Source organism: Maritimibacter sp. HL-12 (genome assembly GCF_900177545.1).
In the GTDB taxonomy this organism is placed as follows: domain Bacteria; phylum Pseudomonadota; class Alphaproteobacteria; order Rhodobacterales; family Rhodobacteraceae; genus Sinisalibacter.
This window is the reverse complement of the sequence record NZ_FXBQ01000001.1, coordinates 2,108,123-2,127,888: the sequence shown is the minus strand read 5'-3', so window position 1 is coordinate 2,127,888 and position 19,766 is coordinate 2,108,123. Positions and strand designations below refer to the sequence as shown.

Below are 19,766 nucleotides of genomic sequence, written 5' to 3'. Positions count from 1 at the left end.
CGGATACCGTCACGCCCCTGCGTTCCAGGCACCGGGAAAACCCTGTCTCGGCAGCGCCTGGTCTTTGCGCGCCACCGCCTCGCGCACCACCGAGACCGGCCCGAGGTGACGCCCGGCCACCTCGTGGGCCTCGCTGTCGTAGTTGAACCAGAAGCGTTCCGTGCCGGTCTCCCGCAGCCGCACCCCATCGGGCAGATCCAGCGTCTCCAGCCCGGCCGCGTCGCACAGCCCGGCCATGACCCGGCGCAGGCCCGGCTGGTCGAGCCAGGCCCCGAGGTAATGCAGCTTGTCGGTCCCGACGAGCACCGCCTCGCCCGCCTCCGTGCGCGCCAGCACCGCCGCACCGCCTTCAAGCACCTCTCGGTAGCCGATCGCCGCGCCGCCCTTCTCCAGCCCGAGCGGCATGTCGGGGCGGATGGTTTCCACCCGCGCCACGGTCACGTCGAGCCCGGGCAGGGCCGGCGGCAGCGGCACCGGAATGCGCATCGTCGCGTCGCGCGCCGCGCTGCGCGGGCCGATCACCACCACGGCCTCGCTCGCCGCCAACGCCGATTTCAGATCGTCGGGCATGTGCATCATGCCGGGCACCGCGACGAGGCGATAGCCGCTGAAATCGCGCGTGCCGGGCGGCAGGATGTCGATCGACTGGCCCAGCGCGCGCAGGGCGCGGTAGGTGTCGAACACCAGCCAGAAATAGTCGAGCCCGCGCCCGTGCGGCTGCACGGTCCATGCAAAATCGGCGTCGTAGTCGAAGACGATGGCCACCGGTGCCTGCGCCTGCATCACCTCCGGTGCCTCGGCGATCTCGGCCGCCACGGCCCGCGCCTCCGCCAGCCCAGGTGCCTCGGCGCTGTCGGGCCGCAGCAGCCCCGCGTGCATCTGTTCCTGCGCCATCGGTGCCTGCCGCCAGCGAAAATAGCTCACCACCTCGGCCCCGTGGGCGAAGGCCTCCCAAGTCCAGAGCCGTACCATGCCCGGCAGCGGCAGCGGATTGTAGGGTGCCCAGTTCACCGGGCCGGGCTGCTGCTCCATGATCCACATCCGCCCGCGCCCCACGGCGCGATAGAGATCGTGGTGGAAGGCCTGGAAATCGGCGTCGCCCTGCCGCGCGAAGCGACGCTTGTAACCCGCCTCGCGCTCGATCCGGTCTTCGAGAAAGCCGAGCGGGTAGCTGTCCCAACTGGCGATATCGAGATCGGCCCCGACCGCGAAGTGATCGAAGCGGGTTTCCTTGCCCATGTAGTTATGCGCGATCGGTGCGTCGGAATAGGCGCGGATGATCTCGGCCTGAAGCAGGTTGAACGCCACCACCTGGTCGGAGCTGAAGCGGCGAAAATCGAGGCTGTGCGACGGGTTCGGCTCGGTCACCGTGAGGTTGGGCAAGGCGATCTCGTCGAAATCGCGGTATTCCATCGACCAGAACACGTTGCCCCAGGCGGTGTTGAGCGCCTCGATATCGCCATCGTTGCCCGCGCCGGGATAGCGGTTGCGCAGCCACTGCCGAAAGGCTTGCCGCGCCGCGTCGGACCAGGAAATCACGGTATCGTGGCAGCCATACTCGTTATCGGTCTGCCACGCGGCCACATGGCGGTTGCGGCCATAGCGCCGGGCAAGCTCGGTGACGATCCGCGCGCATTCGGCCTTGTAGCCCTCGTGGCTGAAATCGTAGTGCCGCCGCGAACCAAAGCCGCGCGGACGGCCCTCGGCATCGACCGCGAGCATGTCGGGGTGCCGCTCAATCATCCAGCGCGGCGGCGTCGCCGTGGGGGTGCCGAGCACCACTTTGAGGCCGGCCGCGCCCAGCGTTTCGATCGCCTCGTCGAGCCACTCGAAGCGGTAATCGCCGGGAGAGGGCTCCAGCCGCGACCAGGCAAATTCACCGATCCGCACCCATGTGAGGCCCGCTTCGGCCATCCGGGCGGCATCCTCGGCCCAGATCTCGCGGGGCCAGTGTTCGGGGTAGTAGCAGCATCCAAGCGCGCGTTTCATGGTGTCAAACCTTCACTCTGTGCTCGGCCTGACCGGTGATCCCGGTGTCTGCCGAGAAGGTCAGCCCGTCGCCGTCGGCGGGGGCGTCAATCCCCTCCGCGGCACTGGTGGCAAAAAGGGTTTTCAGCTCAGCGCCGCCGAAAGCGGGGCAGCTTGTCTGTCTCGCCGGAATGGAAATGGCCGACAGGAAGACGCCATCGGGCGCATAGCGTGCGATCCGCGACGCCCCCCATTGCGCATTCCACAAACACCCCTCGGCGTCGACCACGGCCCCGTCCGGGTTCAGCCCATCCCGCGAGAGATCGACAAACACCTTTGGCGCGCCTTCGGGCCAGCCCGCATCGTCGAGCTTCTGGCGCTGGATCCGGCGCTCGACGGTATCGGCGAAATAGGCGGTGCGCCCGTCGGGCGCAAAACAGATCGCGTTGGAGATGGTGATACCGGCGAAAAGCCGTTCTACCTTGCCCTCGAAGAAGCGGTAGATCGCTCCGGCACCCGGTTCCGCCGCCTTGCCCATCGTGCCGATCCAGAAGCCGCCGAACGGATCGGCGCGGCCATCGTTGGAGCGGGTCACCGGATTGTTGGCCTCCAGCGGCACAATATCCGAGCGCGCGCCGGTTTCGATTTCGAAGGCGAACAGCGCGGTTTGCGAGGCGATGAGCAGGCTGTCGCGGTCGATCCAGCCCGCCGCCGACACGTGTTCGTCGAACTGCCACTGCCGCGCGCCGGTTTCGTCGCGGCTGAGCAAGCGTTTGCCGAGGATGTCGAACCAGAAGAGCTGCCCCCGCTCCGGATGCCACAGCGGGCCTTCTCCAAGCTCGCATCGGCGTTTGTCGAAAACCTGCGGCACCGTCATCGCCATGCCTCGTCATAAGCGGTCACGATGGCCTCCGCCCGCTGGCGCACATCGGCCGGTGTCCGCCCCGGTGCATACAGAGCGGTGCCGATCCCGAAACCGGTGGCCCCCGCTGCACGCCATGCGGCAAAGTTGTCCGGCCCCGCGCCACCGACAGCGAAGGTCTCGGTGCCGCCGGGCAGCACCGCGCGGATCGCTTTCAGCCCCTCCGGCCCGATCAGGCTGGCGGGGAACAGCTTGAGCCCGTCGGCCCCGGCGCGCAGCGCAGCGAAGCACTCGCTTGGCGTCATCGCGCCGGGATAGGACGCCATTCCCACCGCCTTGGTCGCCGCGATCACCTCCGGATTGGTGTCGGGCGAGACGATCAACGTTCCGCCCGCCGCGTGCACCTGCCCCACCTCGCGTGGCGCGAGCACCGTGCCCGCGCCGATCCGGGCCTGCCCGCTGAAGGCGCGGGCAAGCGCCGCGATGCTATCGAGCGGGTCGGGCGAATTGAGCGGCACTTCGATGATGTCGATCCCGGCCCCGATCAGTTCCGCGCCGATGGCAACCACCTCTCCGGGCGTGACCCCGCGCAGAATGGCGATGATCTTGCGCTCCATCCTACTCTCCTGCCTGCGCCCATGCGGCCTGCAACCCCGCCAGCACCATGGCATCGCCGTCGGCAATCTCGGGCACGGCCCCCTGCGCCGCCAGCGCGGCGGCATAGCGCGCGGTGAGCGCCGGGGCACCGACCAGCGCAAGCCGGGTGCCCAGCCAGTAGCCGCGCGCGCCCGCCAGTTCGAGCCCGATCAGCAGCCCCGAGGCCCGCGCGGCGGCGGTATCGGCGGCCAGCCCGTGCAACAGCGCCTCCGCCCTGAGCCCGAACAGGCGCGCGGTCAGTGCCTCGGGCCGGGCCATGGCCTCGGCAACGCTCTCGAGGAAGGCGCTCTCATCGTTCGGCTCGCCAAGGCTGTGGCGCAGAACCGTGTGCCCGGCAATAGCGGCGAAAAGCTCACCCGTCATCACGCTGCGAAAGCTCACCACCTCGCCGGCGCTGACCTGCACCCACTTGCTATGCGTTCCGGGCAGGCAGATCGTGCCGTCGAAACCGGGCGTGGCGGCGAGGAATCCGGCGATCTGGGTTTCCTCGCCCCGCATCACGTCGGCGGGGCTTTCCTGGCGCAGCCCGGGCAGGATCGCCACGTCAAGGCGCGGATCGGTCGCGGGCGCGCGGGTGGCACGCGCCAACCCCGGCGGCGCGCAGGGCACCGCCTCGTAGCCTGCCTCGGCCCAGCCCTGCCGCGCGCCGACCATGCCGCAGGCAATCACCGGGGTGGCGCGCACCGGGTCGAGGTGGGGCGCAACGAGATCGAGCAGGGCCGGCTCGAACGCCTGTGGTGCCAGTCCGCCCATGCCCTTGTCGGAGGAAAGGTGGGCAATCACGTGCCCCGCGCCGTCGATCGGCCAGGCTCTGAGCCGGGAGGTGCCCCAGTCCACCGCGATCCAGTCGGCCAGCCCGCTCATCCCGTCACCACCACGCCGCCATCGACCACCAGCGCCTGCCCGGTCATCATGCGGCTTGCCTTCGAGGCCAGGAACAGCGCCGCATCGACCATGTCCTCCGGCGCGAGATGGGTCTTGAGGCATTGCCGGTCGAGATGGGCGGCAAGCGCCTGCGGGGTGGCCCATTTCTCCAGTTGCTTCGCGGTGAGCACCCAGCCCGGGGCGAGCGCATTCACGCGGATGCCATCGGGGCCGAACTCGCGCGCGAGGCTGCGGGTAAGCCCGTTCAGGGCCGAGTTCGCGCTGGTATAGGCCGGGTAGGCCCCCTGCCCCATCATGTAGCTGATCGAGGTGACGTTGATGATCGCCCCGCCCCCGGCCGCGCGCATCCCCGCCACAACCGCCTGCGCGGCGAAGAAATGCGCCTTGAGATTGATCGCCTGGGCGCGATCCCAGAACGCCTCCGTCACGTCTTCCGTCCGGTGCCGCTCGTCGTTCGCGGCATTGTTGACGAGCACCGTCACCGGCCCGTGCGTTTCGGCGGCCTCGGCCACCGCCGCCTTCAGCGCGGCAATATCGGTGATGTCGCAGCGGATGAACATGGGCCGCGCGCCTTGCCGGGCCTCGACCTCGTCGCAGAAGGCGGTGCCATCCGACCGCTGCACGAAGGCCACGCGCGCGCCCTGGGCGATGAACCCCTCGGTCAGCGCCGCGCCAATGCCCGCGCCACCGCCGGTGATGAACACGCTTGCGCCCGCAAGGTCGTGAAAGCTGGCATAGGCGCTCATCAATGGCTCTCCCGTGTCACCGGACGGGTATCCTTGCCGACGAGAAAATCGAGATCGGCCCCCCGGTCGGCCTGCATGACGTGATCGAAATAGAGCTTGGCGTAGCCACGGGTATAGCGCGGCGGATCGGGCCGCCACGCGACGCGGCGGCGCTCCAGTTCGGCGGCATCGACGAGCAATTCCAGTTTTCCGTCCTTCGCGGAAAGCCGCACCCGGTCGCCGGTGTGCACCAGCGCCAGCGGGCCACCGGCCTGGGCCTCGGGCGCGACGTGCAGCACCACGGTTCCGAAAGCGGTGCCCGACATCCGCGCATCCGAAATCCGTACCATGTCGCGCACACCTTGCTTCACCAGCCGCGCCGGGATCGGCATGTTGCCGACCTCGGGCATCCCGGGGTAGCCCTTCGGCCCGCAGCCTTTCAGCACCAGAACGGTATCGGGAGTCACGGCCAGATCCTCGCGGTCGATATTGGCCTTGAAGTCTTCGATGCTCTCGAACACCAGCGCCTCGCCCTCGTGTTCCAGCAGATGCGGCGAGGCGGCGGAAGGTTTGATGATCGCCCCGTCCGGCGCGAGATTGCCGCGCAGAACCCGCACCCCGGATGCGGGCTTGAGCGGGTTCGCGAGCGGGCGGATCACGTCGTCGTTGTAGCATTCGGCCCCTTCGGCATAGGCCGAGATCTCGCCCCCCATGATCGTGCGCGCCGGGCGCAGCAGCGGCGCAAGCTCCTTCAGAACCACCGGCATCCCCCCGGCATAGGCGAAGTCTTCCATCAGGTATTGCCCCGAGGGCATGCAGTTGACGAGCAAGGGCACCTCGGAACCGATCTCGAAATCGTCGAGCGAAAGCTCGATGTCGAGCCGCCCGGCAATGGCGAGCAGGTGCACCACCGCGTTGGTCGAGCCGCCCACCGCCGCGTTGGCAAGGATGGCGTTTTCGAAACTTGCGCGGGTGGCGACGTCGGAAAACTTCAGGTCTTCTTCCACCATTTCGACAATACGCCTGCCGGTCATGTGTGCCAACGCCATGCGCCGCGAATCGACGGCGGGCAGTGCCGCGTTCAGCGGCAGGCTCATCCCCATCGCCTCCACCAGCGATGCCATGGTGCTGGCCGTGCCCATCGTCATGCAGACGCCCTTCGAGCGGCTCATGCCGCTTTCAGCGGCCATGAAGTCCTGCAAGGTCATCTCGCCCGCACGCACCGCTTCGGAGAATTTCCACACGTCGGTGCCCGAGCCGATGTCGCGGCCCTTCCACTTGCCATTGAGCATCGGGCCGGCGCTGACCACGATGGTCGGCAGATCGACCGAGGCCGCGCCCATCAATTGGCCCGGCGTGGTCTTGTCGCAGCCGCCGAGCAGCACCACCCCATCCATGCCGTAGGCGCGGACCGATTCCTCCACGTCCATCGCCAGCAGGTTGCGAAACAGCATCGCGGTGGGCTTCATCTGGGTTTCGCCAAGGCTCATCACCGGGAACTCCACCGGAAAACCTCCCGCCTCCCAGACCCCGCGCTTGACCCCTTCGGCGAGCTCGCGCAGCCCCGAATTGCAGGGCGTGAACTCCGACCAGGTGTTGCAGATGCCGATCACCGGGCGGCCGTCAAACACATGGTCGGGAAAGCCCTGGTTCTTCATCCACGAGCGGTGGATGAAACCGTCCCTGTCGGTCTTGCCATACCATGCGCGGTTGCGGCGGGTCTTGGTCATGTCCCTGCTCCCAAATATCGACGCCCCGGCGGCCGGGGCTGCACTCCTATGCCGACGTCACGGCCAGCAACCTGGTGCCCGGGAAGGCCCGGGCGAACCGGTCGGTGAACCCATCGACCTCCGCGTCGGCCACCAGCACCACGATGGCGCCGCCAAACCCCCCGCCGGTCTGTCGCGCGCCGAGCGCGCCATCGGCAACCGCAGCTTCGACCATCGCGTCGGTCTCGGGCACGGTGATTTCATAGTTGTCCCGCTCGGTGGCATGGCTTTCGACCATCAGTTGGCCGAACATGTTGGCGTCGCCAGCCTTGAGCGCCGCGAAGCCCTCCCGGGTAAGCCGGTTGTCGGTCACGATATGGCGCGCGCGGCGGTTCAAGGGCTCCGCGAGCGCGTCGATCCGGGCGAGGTCATCCGGTCCCAGATCGCTCAGCATCTCGACGCCCAGTGCTTCGCAGGCGGCCTTGCACTCGGCCACGCGGGTTGCGTAGCCGCTCTCGGTGAGCCGGTGGCTGACGCCCGAGTGGATCACCAGGAAGCTGTGGCCGTCGGGCAGCGGCGCGGGGTGGTACTCGAGCGTGCGTGTGTCGAGGAACAGCCCGTTGCCGGGGACGCCGACGGACACCGTGAACTGGTCCATGATCCCGCAGGGCATCCCGACGAATTCGTTCTCGACCTTGCGGGCTCTCAAGGCGAAGTCCACCGGGTCGACGGGCTTGCCGAACAGCGCCGCCGCGGCGCGCAGCGTGCCGATCTCGACCGCCGCCGAGCTCGATAGCCCGGCTCCGACCGGAAGGTTGGAGGCAACGAAAACACAGAGCCCGGCGGCGGCAATCTCGGGCTCGGCCAGCGCCTTCAGCGCACCCAGCACGTAATCCGACCAGGCCCCGGTGGACGCCTCCTCAACCCTGCGGGTTTCCTCGGCCTCGAACGCGGCGCTGGCAAACCGGATCTCGCCCGGGATGTCGCCGGTGCCAAGCGCGACCGAAACGCCGAGCCCCAGCGGCATCGGCAGCACGACCCCGCCGTTGTAGTCGGTGTGTTCGCCCATCAGGTTGACCCGGCCGGGCGCGAAGGCGACGGCGGCGGGTGGCCGCCCGTAACGCGCCGCGAAGCCCTCTGCCGCCGCCCGGTTCAGCTCGGTTTCGGTGGATGTATGCACGTCACCCTCCTGCCTTGTAATGCACCGTCGGCAGATCGCGCAGCCGCGCCGCCGCCGTTTCGGCCGTCAGATCACGCTGCGCTTCCGCCAGCATCTCGTAACCAACCATGAACTTGCGCACCGTCGCCGAGCGCAGGAGCGGCGGATAGAAATGCGCGTGCAACTGCCAATGGCGGTGATCCCTATCCGTCATCGGCGCGCCGTGCCAGCCCATCGTGTAGGGAAATTCGGTCTCGAAGAGGTTATCGTAGCGGGTACAGAGCCGCTTGAGAAGGTCGGCCAGCGCGTCGCGCTCATCGTCCTCCAGATCGGTCAGCCGCAGCACGTGGCGGCGCGGCAGAACAAGGGTCTCGAACGGCCACACTGCCCAGAACGGCACCACCGCCAGCCAGTGATCGTTGCGCTCCACCACGCGGGTGCCCAGCGCGGCCTCGCGTTCGGCATAGGCCACCAGAAGGTTCTCGCCGGTCTCGGCCAGATGACGCGCCTGCTCGGCGTCTTCGCGCGCGACCTCGTTGGGAAGGAAATCGGAAGCCCAGATCTGGCCGTGCGGGTGGGGATTGGAACACCCCATCACCGCGCCCTTGTTCTCGAAGATTGCCACCCAGTCATAGCGTTGGCCAAGCTCGGCCAGTTGCCCGGCCCAGACATCCACCACCGCCCGGATCGCCGGCACGCTCATTTCCGGCAGGGTCAGATCGTGGCGCTCGGAAAAGCAGATCACCCGCGCGGTGCCGCGCGCGGCCTCGGCACGAAACAGCGGATCGCTTGCCGGGCCGCCTTCGGGAGCATCGGGCAGGAGCGCCGGAAAATCGTTGTCGAACACCCATGGCCCCCGGTAGTCGGGGTTGGTCTGGCCATTGGCGCGGGTATTGCCCGCGCAGAGGTAGCAGCCCGGATCGTAGGGCGGTTTGACCGCCGCGGCGGTCTTTTCGCTCTGGCCCTGCCACGGGCGCTTGTTGCGATGCGGCGAGACCAGCACCCACTCGCCCTTGAGCGGGTTGTAGCGCCGGTGCGGGTGTTCGTCGAAATCGAAGTGGTCCATGGTGTTGCGTTCCGTCTTGTCTCAGGCGAATGGCCCGTATTTCGGCGCGCGATGCCAGGCCCAGGCGCTCTCGATGATCTCCTCTATCCCGCTGTGCTGCGGCCGCCAGCCCAGGTGCGATTGCGCCTTCGCGCTATCGGCCACGAGCGTGCCCGCGTCGCCCTCGCGCCGGGGCCGGATGCGATGGGGAATGTCGATGCCAGTCACCTTCCGTGCCGCTTCCAGAACTTCGAGGTTGCTGAAGCCGCTTCCATTGCCGAGGTTGAAGACGTGCGCCCCCTCATGCGCATCCATCCAGTCGAGCGCGGCCAGGTGCGCCGAGGCGATGTCGTTCACGTGGATGTAGTCGCGCACGCAGGTGCCGTCGCTTGTGTCGTAATCGTCGCCGAAGATCTCCAGCATGGGGCGCAATCCGAGGGCCGCGCACAGGATGTTGGGCACAAGGTGGGTCTCGGGATCATGCGCCTCGCCGATCGCGCCGCCGGGATCGGCCCCGGCGGCGTTGAAATAGCGAAAGCTCACCGCGCGGATGCCGTGGGCGCGGGCATGGTCGGCGAGGATCTGTTCCATCATCAGCTTCGACCATCCGTAGGGATTGATCGGGGCCTGCGGGTGGGTTTCCGCGATCTTGTCGGTCCGGGGGTTGCCGTAAACCGCGGCGGTGGAGGAAAACACGATCCGACCCACGCCCGCCGTACGCATCGCGTCGAGCAGGTTGAGCGCGCCGACCACGTTGTTGCGGTAATAGAGTTCGGGCGCGATGACGGAATCACCCACCGAGATCAATGCGGCGAAGTGATAGACCGCATCGAACTCATGCCCGGCGAAAACCGCCGCAAGCGCCGCCGGATCGAGCAGATCACCACGCACCAGCGGCACGCCCTCGACGGCGGCGGCATGGCCCTGCGAGAGATTGTCGAACACCACCGGCTCGAACCCCGCCGCAACCAGTTGGCGCACCATGTGCGAGCCGATGTAGCCCGCCCCGCCGCAAACCAGAACCTTCCCGCTCATGACGTGCCCTCCTCTTGCAGCCGTGTGCCTTCCAGAACCCACATGCTGCCGGGAAAGCTCCACGGCAGCGTGAGCCCGTGACGCATCAGGTACTGGCCGGAAAGCGTGACCGGTCCGGATTTCAGCGCCGGGTTGCCGCGCGAAAGCCCGGTCAGATCGGCACGGTTGACCAGGTCGACGCGATACATCGCCTCCGCCGACAGCCGGGTGAGCCGCAGCGGGCGCGGCGATATCTGCGCCGAGGTGGCCGCCTGCCCGGCGAAGACGACAAAGCGCGCGCCATCTTCGGCAAGCTGCTGTTCGGCGATCACCGCCGGGTCGGCGCTGTCGAGCCGCAGGATATCGGCGCGTGCCATCCAGCCGCGATTTGCTTTCCACCAGGTCGTTGCCGAGGTCAGCACCCCGGCCTCTTCCTCGCTCAACTCGCGCGGATCCATCTCGAAGCCCATGTGGCGTTGCGCCGCCACCCAGGCCCTGAAGCGGATATCGAGCACCCGGCCCGAAGTGTGGCTGCGGCGTGGGCCGACATGGCTGCCGGTCACCACCGCGGGCAGGAACAGCGCCGCCTCGTGCTGGATTCTCAGCCGCTCCAGTGCATCGTTGCTGTCCGACAGCCACACCCGCTGGGTGCGGCCGAGGATGCCGAAGTCGATCCGCCCGCCACCGGAAGCACAGCTTTCGATCTCGACCATCGGAAAGGCACCGTGCAGCCGGTCGAGCAGCGCATAGGCACCGCGGGTCTGCTCCGCATCAGGCGTCGGCAACAGGCGGTTGTGATCCCACTTGATGTAGTCGATCGCGTTGTCCGAAAGCAGGGCGGCGATCCTGTCGTAGAGATAATCGCGCACCTCCCTCCGGGACATGTCGAGCACCATCTGGTTACGCCCGGGGATCTGGTCGGCAGGGCCAAGAACCCAGTCGGGCCGGGCGCGGTAGAGGTCGCTGTCGGGGTTCACCATCTCGGGCTCGAACCAGAGGCCAAAGCCCATGCCAAGGCCGTGCACATGCTCGATCAGCGGTGTGAGCCCGTCGGGGTACTTGCGCGCGTCGATCACCCAATCGCCGAGCGAGGTGGTGTCATCGTCGCGCCGCCCGAACCAACCGTCATCAAGCACGAAGCGCTCGGCGCCTAGGGCTGCAGCGCGGCTGGCGATGTCTTTCAACTCGGCGAGGTCGTGGTCGAAATAGACCGCCTCCCAGCAATTGTAATGCACCGGGCGCGGTGCATCGGGCTTCGGCCATGTCACGATCCGGTCGCGCAGGTGGCGCTGGAAGGCGACCGCGCAGCCGTTGATCCCGTCGGGTGAAAACGTGGCGTAGAGCGGCGCGGTCTCAAACCGCGTGCCCGCCTCCGGTTCGGTCCCGCTGGCGTGGCCAAACTGGATCTGCCGCCGCCCATCGGGCAGTTCTTCGGCCACCATCCGGTGCCCGCCCGACCAGCCGTAGTGCCAGGCGTGGGCCTCGCCTTGGGTGTTGGTCGCCCCCTGCCCCGGCACGATCAGGCCGGGGAAATGCTCGTGCCCCGAGCGGCCCGTGCGGCTTTCACGCATGCGAATCCCGGGGGCCCAGGGGGTGCGCACGGGTTGGAACTCACCGCACCAGCGCCCGGCGAAGTCAATCATATCGGCCGCGTGCTGCGACGCGGGCAGCACCGGCGCGGCGAGCCAATGAAGCCGCATGGGCCGTGCGGATTCAAGGCTGGCCTGCGCGGTGATCACGTGGGTTTCCCGGTCAATCCCGAAGCGCGCGCGATAGCTGAGCGCGCCATTGTCGTCGGCATAGCTCAGAACAAGGCTGCCTTCGCCCTCCTCCGCACCGACAAGGTGGAACTCCGGTACCCACGGCCGGCCCGCGTCATCGCTGAGCACGAGCCCGGGCTGGCCCTGAAAGCTGCGGCCCGCTTCGGGGCAGATCGACAACGCAGGAATGTCGTCAAGCATCCCGCCGGTCAGGTCGATCAGCCCGGCCGCGTGCAGCCCGGCGATATCCTCGCTATCCGGCAGGCGCGGACCCCAGTAAACCACCGCCGCCAGCCGCGCACCCTGTGCCGCGAGAACCAGCGTTTGATGTGCATCGTCAAGCCGCCAACTGTGGATCATTTCACCGCCCCGAGCGTCAACCCGGCGATGAAGTGGCGCTGCATGAGGAAGAACATCAGAACCGGCGGCATCGCCGCCACGATTGCCCCGGCCGACACCAGTTGCCACTGGGCGATCCAGAGACCGTTGAGCGCATAGAGGCCTGCCGTCACCGGCTGGGTGGAGGCCGAGGTGGTCAGCACCGTGGCCCAGAAGTAATCGTTCCAGATGAAGGTGAAGATCAGCACGCTGAGCGCCGCGATCGCCGGCCGCATCAGCGGCAACACGATATACCAGAAGATCCGGACCTCGCTCACGCCCTCGACCCGCGCCGCCTCGATCAGCGCACGTGGCAGGGCGCGGATGAAGTTGCGCATGAACAGGGTGCAGAACCCGGTCTGGAACGCGATGTGGAACAGCACGAGCCCGGTGGTGGTGTTGTAGAGCCCCATGTTCACCGTCATGTCGCGTACCGGCACCATGAGAATCTGGAACGGCACGAAATTGCCCGCGACGAACATGAAGAAGATCACGATGTTGCCGCGGAACCGGTAGATGCCCAGCGCGAAGCCGGTGAGCGACGACAGCACCAGCGTGCCGATCACCGTGGGAATCGTCACCTTGAACGAGTTCCAGATGTATTGCCCGATCGGCGAGTTGTTGAACACGTCGGCGTAGTTGGAGAAGGCCAGGTGGCTGGGCAGGCCGAAGTAATTGCCCGACGCGAGATCGGAGGCGGGCTTCAGCGAGGTGACCGCCACCCCGAGCAACGGCAGCAGCCAGAGCAGGAGCGCGACCGGCAGCGCAAGCTGGTAGCCGACCCGGGCCGCCCGCGATCTTTGTTCGATTGGACGTGGAAACATGTCAATTCCCCTGGCGTTCGTCTTCGACCATCTTCCAGATGAACCCGGAGATGAAGACCATCATGATCAGGAACAGGATCACCGCGATGGATGCGCCGTAGCCCATCCGGTAGCCGTATTCCGAGAGCGCCTGCTCATACATGTAGAACGAGAGCACGCGGGAGGAGCCGAACGGGCCACCGTCGGTCATGATCGAGACCAGGTCGAAGGAGCGCAGCGCGCCGATCACGGTGACGACGACGGCGATGAAGGTGGCGGGCCGAAGCTGCGGCAGGATCACGTACCAGAGCATCTTCCAGCCCTTCGCCGCGTCGAGCCGTGCGGCTTCCACCTGCTCGGGATCGACGGCGTTGAGGCCGGTCAGGTAGAGGATCATGCAATAGGCGATCTGCGGCCAGAGCCCGGCGGCGATGATGCCGTAGGTCACCAGATCGGGGTCGGCCAGCACGGCGATGCCGGTGCCGGTGAGTTTTTCGACCAGGAGGTAGAACAGCCCGAAATTCGGCGCGTAGAACCACGCGAAGATCAGGCCGACGACGACCTGCGAAATCACGAAGGGAAAAAAGAAGAACGACTTGTAGACGCGGATACCGCGCACACGCTGGTTGAGAAAGATCGCGATGAACAACCCGGCGGGCACCGCGAGAAGGTAGAGCACGAGCCAGATGATGTTGTTCTTGAGCGATGTGTAGAAGGCTTCGTCGTCAAACAATTCGCGGTAGTTGGCCATACCGATCCAGGTTTTCTCGCCCAGACCGTCCCATTTGAAGCCCGAGAGCCAGAAGCTCTCGAAGATCGGGATGATCACGTAGACGAGAAAGAAGATCAGGCCGGGGATCAGAAAGACATAAGGTGTCAGTCTTTGCTGGTGTTCACGCCACCACGACCGGGAACGGCGTTCGGTGCTTGCAAGGCTCATCGGGGCGCCCCTTGTGCAGGTCTCGGCTGGAAGTGATGGCCCGGCCGCGGCGCGAGAGCGGGCGAGCGGGCCAAAGGCGCGGCCGGGCGATGCCGGCCGCACCTCCGCTCTGGCTTACTGATAGATCCGCTGACGGGCTTTTTCGAGCCTGTCGAGGATGTTGTCGAGCTGATCAGGCTGCACCATGAACTGCTGGAAGCCCTCCATGCCGACCTTGGCCATCTCGGCCGGGGCGTCCCGGTCGAAGAACTGCGCGATCCCGCCCGGCGTGGTCGACAGAAGCTCGAACCCGGCCATGATGAACGGATCGTCCTGCGCCACCTCGGCGTCCTTGTTGATCGGAAGCTGGCCCATCGCCGCGTTGATCTTGGTCTGCGCATCGGCACCGGCAAGATAGGCGAGGAAGGCCTTGGCGTCTTCGACGTTGGTCGCACCCGACGGAATGTGCACGGTATCGGTCGGCGCTTCCTCGGCGCGCGGCACGTCCGGGTTGATCGTCGGGAACGGAAGGAAGCCAAGCGTGTCGTTGGTCATCCCGCCTTCCTTGAACACGGCGACGGCGAAGTTGCCCATCACGTAGTTCGCGGCCTTGCCCTGCACGAGCAACGAGGCGGCGTCCTGCCATTCGAGCGCGGCGTGGTTTTCGGTGACATAGCCGGGCTCCACGAGCTTGGCCCATTCCGCGAAGGTTGCCCGCACGCGGTCATCGGTCCATTCGACCTCGCCGTTGGCGAGGTCCATGTGGAACTCGTAGCCATTGGTGCGCAGGTTCATGTAATCGAAGATCCCGGCTCCGGGCCACAGCGCCTTGGTGCCGGTGGTCACGCAGTCGATCCCGGCTTCCTTGAACAGCGCGCAGTTGGCGAGGAACTCGTCCCAGGTTTCGGGCACCGAAGCCCCAACCTGCTCATAGGCGGTCTTGTTGTAGTAGATGCCCCACTGGTAATAGGTATAGGGCACGCCCCACTGCTTGTCGTCGATGGTCATCGACGGCAAGGCCGAGGCCAGGCTGTCTTTCAGGCCGTGCTCCTCCCACACGTCCGACACATCCATGAACTGGCCGGAATTCACGAAGGGCGCCATCCGGTTGCCTGCGTACCAGTTCGCCAGATCGGGGGCGTCGGCAGACAGGAAGTTGCGGATCGCGGTCTTGTAGCCTTCGTGATCGAAGTTCTGGAGCTGGATGTCGATATCGGGGTTCGCAGCCTCGAAATCGGCGATGATCTCTTCCATCGCGGCCAGCGGTGCCGGGTCGTAGTCGGCGTAGTAACGCACGACGCGCTGATCGGCAAAACTCGCGCTGGCTGCAACCACGGCCGCGGCCGAGATCGACAGGGTGAGCATTGAACGCATGGTGTCCTCCCTATTGCGGTTCAATTTTCGGGTTGACGAAAGGTTTCATTATGTGGAACCTGTTCTCAACTATTGAAAACTATGCGCGCATTGGTTATCCCGAGTCAACTGTCTCGTATCGGGTGCGACGCCGCGGGAGGAGAAAACCGGATGAACACGCAGGCACGCGGCGACGGAACCGTCGGCAAGGCTCTCGAAGTGCTCGACTGTGTTGCCGAGTTCGGCAGGCCGGTGCGGTTCTCCGAACTGCTGGAACTGTCGCCCTATCCAAAGGCCACGCTCTACCGGTTCCTGCAAACGCTCACGAGCCAGAAGATGTTGTCGTACAACGACGACGGAACCTACTGGCTCGGGGCCCGCCTGATGCGGCTGGCCCATGCCGCGTGGAAAAACGCCTCGCTTGCCCCGATCGCGCGCACCCATGTCGAGGCGCTCGCAAGCCGGGCGGGCGAATCGGTGCATCTCGCCCAGCTCGACAATGGCCAGGTGCTGTTCGTCGACAAGCTCAAGGCAACCGACCGCTTTGAAACCCTCGCCCAGGTGGGCCAGGTTGCGCCGGCCTATTGCACCGGCGTCGGCAAGGCGATGCTGGCCTTCCTTGCCCCGAAACGGCTGGAACTGGCGCTGAAACAGCAAAGTTTCTTCAAATACACCGAGGCCACCCATGGCTCGGCGCGCAGCCTTCTGCGCGATCTTGATGACGTCCGCAAGACCGGCATCGCCTTCGACCGGCAGGAGCACGAGCACGGGATCATTTCGATCGCGGCGCCGATCCTGAATGACAACGGACGCGTGACCGGGGCGATTTCGGTCGCCACGTCGACAACACGGTATCAACTGGAAGAGCTGGAAGCGTTTCGGGCCGACCTGCTCGAAACTGCCGAGAAGATCGGGAAAGACGCCACGCATTGGCAGTTTCCCGCCTGACCAAAAGGGAGAGAGACATGTCGGGAGTTTCGTTGGAGCGCGCGATCAAGCGCTACGGAGAGGTGCAGGTGATCCACGGGGTCGATCTCGAAATCGACGATGGTGAATTCTGCGTTTTCGTCGGCCCCTCGGGCTGTGGCAAGTCCACCCTGCTGCGGATGATCGCCGGGCTCGAGGAAACTACCGAAGGCACGATCCACATCGGCGGACGCGACGTGACCCGCACCGATCCGGCGGAACGCGGTGTCGCGATGGTGTTTCAAACCTACGCGCTCTACCCGCACATGACGGTTGAGGAAAACATGGGCTTCGGTCTGAAGATGACCGGCGTGCCGAAGGAGGAAACCCGCCGCAAGGTGGCCCGCGCCGCCGAGATCCTGCAACTCGAACCCTACCTCAAGCGCAAGCCGAAGGCGCTTTCGGGCGGCCAGCGCCAACGCGTGGCGATCGGCCGGGCAATCACCCGAGGGCCCGACGTCTTCCTCTTCGACGAGCCGCTGTCCAACCTCGACGCCGAACTGCGGGTGGAGATGCGGGTTGAAATCTCGCGGCTCCACAAGGAACTCGGAACCACGATGATCTACGTCACCCACGACCAGGTCGAGGCGATGACGCTGGCCGACAAGATCGTGGTGCTGCGCGACGGGCGGATCGAGCAGGTCGGTGCCCCGATGGATCTCTACCAGGACCCCGACAACATCTTCGTGGCCGGGTTCATCGGCTCGCCAAGCATGAACTTCCTGCGCGGACAGGTCATCGACGGCGGCAAGGTTCGGATCCCCGGGCTTGGCGACCGCGACATCGCACCGAAGGTGGCGCTTCCGGCGGTCGGCAGCGAGGTAACCATCGGGCTTCGGCCCCAGTCCCTCGGGGTCCACGAAGCTCCCTCGCCGATCACCGTCGATATTCGCGAGCGCCTCGGCGGCGTGGCCTACGACTATCTGAAAACCCCGACAAAAGAGCGCATCGTGGTCGAGATCAAGGGCGACGACCCGATCCAGCAGGGCACCTCCGTCGATGTCGATTTCGATATCGACGACGTGTTCCTGTTCGATACCAAGACAACGCTGCGGTTGCGGTGAACCGGGGCTGCGGCGCGCAAGGTCAGCGCGCCGCCCGGCGCCCCCCGGCCCCGGTGAGCCTCCCGATCAGCGCGATCTCGTCGTGATCGTAGGGCGTGCCGTCGGGGTGCAGAAGATCGTGAAACCAGACCCCCTCGCGCGGATGGCGACCGTGACGTTCCACCAGCGTCCTCGGCCAAGGCAGGTGAGTCTGGGTGCGGCCGCGCACGAAGCCCCAGTTGAAGCAGCCCACGCCACGCGCGTGAAACAGCGGAAGCTGGTCGTCGATCCGGCTGTCCACCGCTCGGGCGAGCCATTCGGTGATCAACATCGGACGACCCAGCCCGGCGAGTTGGTCAATCAGGCGGTCGGCACAGGCACGGTCGCAATAGGCGTGGAAGGTCACGATATCCGACAGATCGAGCGCAAGACGGTCGATCTCGTCGGCGAAAGGCCGTGCCTTGGAGCCAACCGGCGGCGTCTGCCATGCACCCACGGTGAGCGGCTGCGTCGGGGCCTCGGCCCGGGCCCAGCCGAAGGCGGCGCGCATCAGCGCGCGGCTGTGTTCGGCTAACCCGGCATCGTATTCCTCGAATCCCGCGGGGGTGAAGATCATCCGGTTTCCCGGCTCGTTGTAGAGATCCCAGAACAACACTCGTTGATCCTTGCCGAAGCTGGCGACGAGATCGCGCAGGTAGGCTTCAAAACCGGGCCACAGCGCGTGGTCCATCACCGCCGCCCGCCCCGGACTGGCCACCGCGCGGGAATTGTGCAGGCCGGGCACCGGCGCGGGTTGGTCTCCCCAGACCGGCTCGGCCCCGCCGAACCCGCAATCATCGAAGGGCACGAGCACCACGTCGAGTCCGCGCGTCGAAGCGGTTTCGAGAAACCAGCGCATGCGGGCAATCAAGCCGTCGCGGTCGTGCTGCCAGACAAGAAAATGGGTGTTCACCCGCACCGCGTTGAAGCCGATGTCGGCGGCCCATCCGAGTTCACGGGCGATGGTTTCCCGGTCGAAGGTTTCCGCCCGCCACATTTCCAGGAAGTTGGTGGCGCTAGACGGCAGGAAGTTCACCCCGCACACCCAGTCGCGAGCTTCCCACCAGGCCCATGCGCGCGCGGCGCTCCATCTCGTGTCGCGAGCGTGTTCAGGCATCGAATATCTCTTGGAGGAACGTGCCCCGGCCCGGCGCCGTGCCGGTCCGGGGCGTGAGGGTCTCAGCGGTCGAGCAGGTCCTGCACTTCCGCTTCGGCATCGGCGAGCGCGGTCTCGACCGGCTTGTCGGTGAGCCAGATCGCCTGCAACTCGCGGTTCAGCACGTCCTGGATCGCGCCGTAGCGCTCCGAGGGCGGCGTATCGCGGGCAATCGACGCGGTCGTGGCATATTCGTCTCGGTGCGGCAGCGCGGCGTAGTCGGCGCTTTCGAGAACCGAGGTGCGCACCGCCATGTGCCCGGTGCGGGCCCAGTCGATGTTGTGATCGTTGATGAAGGCCAGAACCTTGAGCGCCGCGCCGAAGGTTTCGGGATCGTTCGCCTTCAGCGAGGCCGGGATCGCCCACATGTGGCTGTCGGCCCAGGTTGCCCCCTGGTCGAACAGGGTCGGGAAGTCGGCGGCGTAGTAGTCGTTCAACCCGGTCTCGGCCTTCGCGGCTTCGGCGTCATAGAGATCGACCACCCATGTGCCGTTCACCAGCACCGCCGCTTCGCCGTTGAGAAACGCCTGTTGGCTGTCGGCGTAGTTCAACTGCGGATCGGCCAGATCGGCGTCGAACAACTGGGTGATCGCGGTGACCGCGTTCAGCGCGGCGGCGTCGTTGATCGTGGCGGTATCGCCGTCGAAGATATTGGCACCCTGCTGCCACATCAGCGCCAGCACGAGGCGTACCCCGATCGGGAACTGCGCGAAATCGGCGGCGAGGTAATCCTGCCCGGTCGCCTCCTTCACCATCTGCGCGTGTTTAAGCAATTCCTCGGGCGACGAGGGCAGCACCGGCTTGCCGTCCTCGACCAGCCCGGCCTCGGCCATCAGATCCATGTTGACGTGCCAGAGGTTGGCGTGAAAATCCATTGGCACACCATAGATGCCTCCGTCGAAGCTGACCGCATCGCGCGCGGCCGGGGCCCAGTCGTCGGGGTCGATCCCGGCGGCTGCGAGATCATCGGAAAGCTCCGCGAGCGCGCCGAGGCCGGCGAACTCGGGCACCCGGTGGCGGTGCATCACATGCACGTCGGGCGGTGTGCCGCCCGCGTAGGCCGCCTTGATCTGGTCGTAGTAGTTGCCCCAGTCGGTGGGCAGGGTTTCAACCGTCACGCCGTCAATCCCGGCGCTCGCGGCGTTGATGATCGACTGGATGATGCAGGCCTCGCCAACGCTGGCCTTGGTGTCGGTGCCCGCGTCTTCACATGCGCCGAAGAACCGCCCGAGGGTGACCTCCTGCGCCACCCCGGGCACGGCGAACCCCGCCGCGAATGCCGCTCCGATCAGTATCTGTTTCATGGTTTTCCTCCCGTCAGGTTT

17 protein-coding genes are annotated in these 19,766 nt (G+C 66.4%); 2 read left to right on the top strand and 15 right to left on the bottom strand.

Annotated elements, in window-relative coordinates:
- Positions 1-9: 9 nt before the first annotated feature.
- From B9Y97_RS10695 to B9Y97_RS10635, 13 genes are all read right to left on the bottom strand, one after another.
- Complete coding sequence (locus B9Y97_RS10695) at positions 10-1,989, bottom strand: beta-galactosidase (protein ID WP_085526725.1); 1,980 nt, start codon at positions 1,987-1,989, stop codon at positions 10-12.
- 4 nt (positions 1,990-1,993) lie between these two features.
- Positions 1,994-2,851 carry an SMP-30/gluconolactonase/LRE family protein gene (locus tag B9Y97_RS10690; protein WP_085526724.1) on the bottom strand — a complete coding sequence of 286 codons (858 nt, stop codon included), beginning with the start codon at positions 2,849-2,851 and terminating at the stop codon, positions 1,994-1,996.
- Positions 2,842-3,447: a 2-dehydro-3-deoxy-6-phosphogalactonate aldolase gene (locus B9Y97_RS10685; protein ID WP_085526723.1), complete on the bottom strand. Its 606-nt coding sequence runs from the start codon at positions 3,445-3,447 to the stop codon at positions 2,842-2,844. The genes B9Y97_RS10690 and B9Y97_RS10685 overlap by 10 nt, the downstream gene beginning before the upstream one ends.
- Before the next feature lies 1 nt (position 3,448).
- Positions 3,449-4,351: a 2-dehydro-3-deoxygalactonokinase gene (locus B9Y97_RS10680; RefSeq protein ID WP_085526722.1), complete on the bottom strand. Its 903-nt coding sequence runs from the start codon at positions 4,349-4,351 to the stop codon at positions 3,449-3,451.
- The gene (locus B9Y97_RS10675; protein ID WP_085526721.1) at positions 4,348-5,118 is read right to left on the bottom strand and encodes an SDR family NAD(P)-dependent oxidoreductase; all 771 of its coding nucleotides are present in this window, start codon (positions 5,116-5,118) and stop codon (positions 4,348-4,350) included. The genes B9Y97_RS10680 and B9Y97_RS10675 overlap by 4 nt, the downstream gene beginning before the upstream one ends.
- Positions 5,118-6,827, bottom strand: a complete 1,710-nt coding sequence (locus tag B9Y97_RS10670) for an IlvD/Edd family dehydratase (RefSeq protein WP_085526720.1) — start codon at positions 6,825-6,827, stop codon at positions 5,118-5,120. The genes B9Y97_RS10675 and B9Y97_RS10670 overlap by 1 nt, the downstream gene beginning before the upstream one ends.
- A 46-nt stretch (positions 6,828-6,873) precedes the next feature.
- Complete coding sequence (galK, locus tag B9Y97_RS10665; RefSeq protein WP_176224347.1) at positions 6,874-7,986, bottom strand: galactokinase; 1,113 nt, start codon at positions 7,984-7,986, stop codon at positions 6,874-6,876.
- Between the two features lies 1 nt (position 7,987).
- Positions 7,988-9,031, bottom strand: a complete 1,044-nt coding sequence (locus tag B9Y97_RS10660) for a UDP-glucose--hexose-1-phosphate uridylyltransferase (RefSeq protein WP_085526718.1) — start codon at positions 9,029-9,031, stop codon at positions 7,988-7,990.
- Positions 9,032-9,052: 21 nt separating this feature from the next.
- Positions 9,053-10,045 carry a UDP-glucose 4-epimerase GalE gene (gene galE / locus B9Y97_RS10655; protein WP_085526717.1) on the bottom strand — a complete coding sequence of 331 codons (993 nt, stop codon included), beginning with the start codon at positions 10,043-10,045 and terminating at the stop codon, positions 9,053-9,055.
- Positions 10,042-12,144: an alpha-galactosidase gene (locus B9Y97_RS10650; protein WP_085526716.1), complete on the bottom strand. Its 2,103-nt coding sequence runs from the start codon at positions 12,142-12,144 to the stop codon at positions 10,042-10,044. The genes galE and B9Y97_RS10650 overlap by 4 nt, the downstream gene beginning before the upstream one ends.
- Positions 12,141-12,986, bottom strand: coding sequence for a carbohydrate ABC transporter permease (locus B9Y97_RS10645; RefSeq protein ID WP_085526715.1), 846 nt, complete (start codon positions 12,984-12,986; stop codon positions 12,141-12,143). Before B9Y97_RS10645 ends, B9Y97_RS10650 begins: the two co-directional genes overlap by 4 nt.
- 1 nt (position 12,987) lies before the next feature.
- Positions 12,988-13,905 (bottom strand): carbohydrate ABC transporter permease, encoded by a 918-nt coding sequence (locus B9Y97_RS10640; RefSeq protein ID WP_085526714.1) that lies wholly within the window; start codon positions 13,903-13,905, stop codon positions 12,988-12,990.
- Positions 13,906-14,019: 114 nt separating this feature from the next.
- The gene (locus B9Y97_RS10635; protein WP_139828276.1) at positions 14,020-15,258 is read right to left on the bottom strand and encodes an ABC transporter substrate-binding protein; all 1,239 of its coding nucleotides are present in this window, start codon (positions 15,256-15,258) and stop codon (positions 14,020-14,022) included.
- A gap of 150 nt (positions 15,259-15,408) precedes the next feature.
- Here B9Y97_RS10635 and B9Y97_RS10630 point away from each other — a divergent pair, with 150 nt between their 5' ends.
- Positions 15,409-16,185: an IclR family transcriptional regulator gene (locus B9Y97_RS10630; protein ID WP_085526712.1), complete on the top strand. Its 777-nt coding sequence runs from the start codon at positions 15,409-15,411 to the stop codon at positions 16,183-16,185.
- A gap of 17 nt (positions 16,186-16,202) precedes the next feature.
- Entirely contained in the window at positions 16,203-17,267 is a 1,065-nt protein-coding gene (locus B9Y97_RS10625; protein WP_085526711.1) for an ABC transporter ATP-binding protein, read from the top strand.
- A 22-nt stretch (positions 17,268-17,289) separates the two neighbouring features.
- On the opposite strand, the gene B9Y97_RS10620 is transcribed toward B9Y97_RS10625, so the two are convergent.
- Entirely contained in the window at positions 17,290-18,402 is a 1,113-nt protein-coding gene (locus tag B9Y97_RS10620) for a cellulase family glycosylhydrolase (RefSeq protein ID WP_085526710.1), read from the bottom strand.
- Positions 18,403-18,464: 62 nt separating this feature from the next.
- Positions 18,465-19,745: an extracellular solute-binding protein gene (locus B9Y97_RS10615; protein ID WP_085526709.1), complete on the bottom strand. Its 1,281-nt coding sequence runs from the start codon at positions 19,743-19,745 to the stop codon at positions 18,465-18,467.
- Between the last annotated feature and the right edge of the window lie 21 nt (positions 19,746-19,766).